This window comes from Tenacibaculum finnmarkense, from assembly GCF_900239185.1.
Classification (GTDB): Bacteria; Bacteroidota; Bacteroidia; order Flavobacteriales; family Flavobacteriaceae; genus Polaribacter; species Polaribacter finnmarkensis.
Window position 1 is genome coordinate 1 of the sequence record NZ_OENA01000078.1, and the last position, 4115, is coordinate 4115.

A 4115-nucleotide genomic window follows, 5' to 3' on the forward strand; every position below is an offset into this window, starting at 1 on the left:
AAAAAATCTATTGCTTCTTGCAAACCACTTTCATCTACTTCACAAAGAGCCTTTATCTGTGCCATGGTAATGTCTGTATTACAATTTGGGCAAGCTTCTTTACTGTTTTTATCATTACTCCCCGCTACTTTCTCTATCTGCACCAAATTACAACTTTGCGGGCTTTTTTCTGCATTTAATTTTTCTGCCTCGGGGCTTATTTTAAGGCGATAAATATAGTTGTTTTTGTTGGTAGATAAGCCGCCATAAAATTGATTATTTACTTTTGGAATGATTTGAAAAACATAAAAAAGAGCAGTTTATATTAAAATAAACCGCTCTCTTTTTTTAATCATTAAAGAACTATTATTCTTTGATTATAGTAACCCTACTACTATGCACCCAACCTTCATTACCTTTGAAGCGTACAAACCACCATCCTTCTTTATAAGAATCCCCGATTAGGTTCTTTCCCTCTTTGGATACCATAAACTTCTCTCCATCTTCTATCTTAAAAATAACCTCTCCATTTTTGTTTCGAACATTGGTATAACCATCTGGATCATTAATTACAGCTATATTATAAACAGGTTTTGGATTTTCTTCATCATATGGAGTTTGACCATACGCTTTAAGACTATACTCTTTTAAGTCTTTATAGTTATAAAAATCATTCTTTTTAAGAAGCCTTAATATCATAGGTTTTTCATTGTATAATTCATCAAGGATACCTACCATACCTTGATCAACAAGTACATTCATTAAATATGAAAAATCTTCTAATTTCTGCTCTTTAGTTTCGTAAGTGTAAAATTGATTGAGTTCTTTACTTTTTACCGTGTATTCTGAATAGTCACTTACAATCATCCCGATATTAAAAACGAGATCAGGTCTAAATTCTATTATTTTTTCTACTACATTTTCTCGTACGCTATATCTTTTTTTCTTAGCTCCCCAACCCATTACCATTTCATCAACATCCTCTTGTGCTTCTCTACCATTTCTAAGTTTTTTTAGAATAAATTGGGTGTATTCATCACTTCCTGTATACGCGTAATCATGAATCATATGCATGAATGTCCATGGTTTTTTCCCTTTTAAATAAGCAAATGAGGCTTTACTATCATAAAATATCCAATTATTAAAGTGGTATAAAATTTCTTTTCTTTCTTTAGAAAAATCAATAAATGAAGTACGATCGCTAAAAAAATCTTCAGTTATATCTTCAACGAGAAGCGTTAAGAATTTACTATCTCTGTATGCTGTTGGATACATTATAGCATCAGTTGACACTTGAGTATCAAGAATTGCTTCTTCATACATAATGAAATCTTTTATCTTAGAATCAATTGTATCAATATCTATTTGAAACTTGTCTAAAATAACATTTCTAAAAATATCATCATCAGGAACCTTATAAAAGGTTGTTTTTAGATATGATAAAGTACTTTTTATATCTTCTTTTTTTGTAAATCTTAAACTATTCTCTTGAGATATCATAATATCTTCTATGGTATTATTTTGTTTATTCGTTGCGTTATGTTTACAAGACAGTAATGATACACCTACTATACTTGCATAAATTATTAATTTCATTTTTTACTTATTGATTAGTGTTTTCTTCTACAATTCCTTCATATTTTATTGCACCAGAACCCCAGTTTCCAATTTCTTTTACTTCACGAGGTTCAATAATAACTATTACATCCCTGTTTTTTTCATTTTTTAAATTATCTACATCTGGTACGTTCGCATAAAATTCATTTACCAAACTATTATTTTTATACACACCCGAGTGTATTGTTAGGCAACCAACAGCTCCAGAGGGATACCCTCCATGAATTGCAATTCCACCCCTTGAATCTCCACCTTCATTGTCCAATATATAAGGCGAATGTTCTTTATCTCCCAAATACCATTTATAACTTTGACCTTTCGTCTTTTTAAACAAGTAATGCTCACCAGAAGGCACTTCATTTCCTCTTCCATGCCTATAATCTGATTTTGTTGGATATTTATTTGTTCCTAATTCCTTTCCATGTGCATCTCTAGCCAAATAAGTTATATAATCTGGTTCGGGGAGTTCTTCTTTCCTTTTTAATTCTTTATATTTATCTAAACTCATGCGCCTGTATACACTAGTTTTGTATACTGGCCATTTATCTCCATTCTTTTTTGACTCACCGTATTTATAGGATTTTCCTGCTATAATAATTACAGTTCCTAATTCTTGTTCTTGCCATTTTTTACCTTTGTATAATGGGCATTCCTCTATTTTCAACTGTTCTTTCGCTCTTAGAAAATATCGTTTTCTTTCGTCTAATCCTTTTAAAGCTCCATTAATTCTGTAAGTTACAGATTTCACTGCATACTCATCCGCATAGTTTGCCCTTGGAGTAATCATTTTCCACCCCCAAAAAGCCAAGGCACTTACCATTGCGTCTTTAGCATTATTTTTTAATTTATAAGGATTGTCATCATCAATCCAAGATACATCAGATTCTGTATCTTCTTTCATTTTTTCGTTATAAAAATCCTGAACTTCTTTATAATTGGTTTTCCAGGTGATCTGTTTAAACCCTTTACCACTATATCGCCATCCATCTCCCTCTTTATGCCCTGCACCCTTACCTATAGGATGTTTAGAGCCATATATAGCATTCGCCAGTGTTTTTTGTTCCTCTAATGTTAAACTTACTCCATCTTTTTCTTCTCTACCTAATTTTTTTGCTTTGGTTTCCTTGGCAACTTGTGTCTTAAATTGTTTAAAATAACTTTTAAAAGTAGGAATGAGTGATTTCCAATACCAATTAAAGTTCTCTTGAAGACTATAAAACTTTGATTCAGCTGCTAACTGTGCTAAAAAATGTGCTTTACGAGTACACGTATCTATTCCCACCTTTTTACGATATTGATTAAGGTAAGGTAGTCCTTTAGTAATCATAGCTATTTCTGATATTAGACATTTTCCATTATCATCTGCACAAACGTTTCTAATTTCGTCTAATGTAATATCTGAATCACAATTATTACATCTTTCTTTCTTCTCCTTACTCCCCGCTACTTTCTCTATCTGCACTAAATTACAACTTTGCGGGCTTTTTTCTGCATTTAATTTTTCTGCCTCGGGGCTTATTTTAAGGCGATAAATATAGTTGTTTTTGTTGGTAGATAAGCCGCCATAAAATTGATTATTTACTTTTGGAATGATCTCTAGATAGCTTTTATCTTTCATTGCATAATCTAACTCCCAGCAGTTTTCTATCGTAAACTGTAATTCTGCTTTTCCGTTACTATTTACGGTTACTTTTTGCTTGGTGCCTGCAATGGCTTTTGTATCGCCGTTCCAATCGGTAATACTCCAATCAATCAGCTGATATAGTTCAATATCTAGCGCTTCACCTACCATATTACTGGTAACAATCTCTAGGGTTACTTGTTGGCTATATTCCATGAATTTTGTTAGAATACTTCCGCCTCCTGTGGTATAATAAGCTTTTAGTAATTCCTTGCTGTCTGATATTCGTAACTTGTTACTATAAATATTACTAACCTTTTGAATATCTTTTCCTGCGGAATTAAAAATTCTGAACGCTAAACTACTACCGTCTTTTAACTGCTTTAATCTGTTTAAAGCGACAGCTTGTTTAAATACTCCTTTACCATTTACTGCTACTTCTTTTATGGTTTTTATAACTTCTTGTTTATATGCTTGTTCCCATATTTCTAAAGTTACTTTTTCGTTTGCAACACCTTCTAATTTGGCATAAGCATATACTTGCTGATCTAAGCCTGCTTTACTAATTTTATAATTAGCCGTATCATTTCCATAAGCATACCCGTCTTCATCTATCCAACTTGATTTTAATACTTTGGCTTCTCCTATTTTTATTTTAAAAGGCGTGCATTTACTAGCTTCGTTTATATAGGCTCTAACAAAATAATTTCCTTTTTTATTAAAGGTAAATATACATTCTTTACCGATAACCTTTGAGGTAATATATGCGCTATCTCCTTCAGCTTTATACTCCCAACGTATGTCTCCATCTGTATTGGCTATATATTTACTAAACAAACAAGTGTTTACTTTAAAACTAGTATTTTCTTTAACTCTTGCCTTATTTTTAGCCTTAACA

General features: G+C 31.9%; 2 protein-coding genes. Both read right to left on the reverse strand.

Annotated features, from left to right (window positions below; all coding sequences use genetic code 11):
* Positions 1–345: 345 nt before the first annotated feature.
* Complete coding sequence (locus tag AQ1689_RS09405; protein WP_101955923.1) at positions 346–1575, reverse strand: hypothetical protein; 1230 nt, start codon at positions 1573–1575, stop codon at positions 346–348.
* A gap of 7 nt (positions 1576–1582) precedes the next feature.
* Positions 1583–4115: glycoside hydrolase family 19 protein (locus AQ1689_RS09410; protein WP_219618444.1), on the reverse strand; the 2533-nt coding region annotated here is incomplete at its 5' end.

Bases quoted from the DNA above. Each gene is read 5' to 3' on its own strand.
- AQ1689_RS09405 (WP_101955923.1), bottom strand. From the start codon at position 1,575: ATGAAATTAATAATTTATGCAAGTATAGTAGGTGTATCATTACTGTCT.